The organism is Paraburkholderia sp. UCT2 (assembly GCF_014397665.1).
Classification (GTDB): domain Bacteria; phylum Pseudomonadota; class Gammaproteobacteria; order Burkholderiales; family Burkholderiaceae; genus Paraburkholderia; species Paraburkholderia tuberum.
The window spans coordinates 1-643 of record NZ_VZQO01000158.1 but is presented as its reverse complement, the minus strand read 5'-3'; the positions used below and the strand labels follow the sequence as shown (position 1 = coordinate 643).

Annotated in this window: 1 protein-coding gene and 1 pseudogene; one reads left to right on the top strand and one right to left on the bottom strand. The window is 57.5% G+C overall.

What is annotated here, in order from left to right; genetic code table 11:
* Positions 1-230, bottom strand: a pseudogene (locus F6X39_RS36450) (Tim44 domain-containing protein); the annotation flags it as partial.
* A 259-nt stretch (positions 231-489) separates the two neighbouring features.
* Between F6X39_RS36450 and F6X39_RS36205 the strand changes: the two are divergent.
* The coding region (locus F6X39_RS36205) for a LysR family transcriptional regulator (protein ID WP_187620152.1) at positions 490-643 on the top strand (154 nt) is incomplete at its 3' end.

Sequence of the window (643 nt, the reverse complement as noted above, 5' to 3'; positions counted from 1 at the left end):
TGCGCGGCCTGTTGTGCCGGCTGTGCCTGTTGGCTTCGCTGCGCTTGTCCAGACGGCGACGCCGTCTGCGACTGCCGCCCGATGCTTTGACTCCCGCCTACGCGCTTCGCCTCGGCGTCGTTCGACGCCACGGCGCCCAGCGCCAGCAGTCCCGCCAGACCCAGCGCGGCCGTGCCGCGTGTGACTGCACCGGCAGCACCTCGTAATCTGTTGATGATTTGCGTGTACATAAAAACCTCTTTCGATGAGTCGCGAAACTGCCCGCAACGCGCTCCATTTGCGCGCGCAAATACATTACGAACAGGGAAGCTTTCTCACGCAGCAATTCTGCAACCGATGCCATATGTCACCTCTGTCAGCTGTCATGAAACGCCGCCGACACCTCGGGGCGAGGTTTGAATCTAACTGAACCCATACCAACATAAAATTCGTATTTTTATTGTCGATACCTCGAGAAAATCGTATCTTTCCGTAATCGACGGAGGGTTCGTGAATTTCAAGCATCTCTATTACTTTTGGGTCGCGGCTCGCGCCGGCGGCATCGTGCGCGCGGGCGAGCAGTTGCACATCACGCCGCAAACGCTCAGTGGCCAGATCAAGCTTCTCGAAGAGGCGCTGGATAAGAAGCTGTTCAGGAAAACCG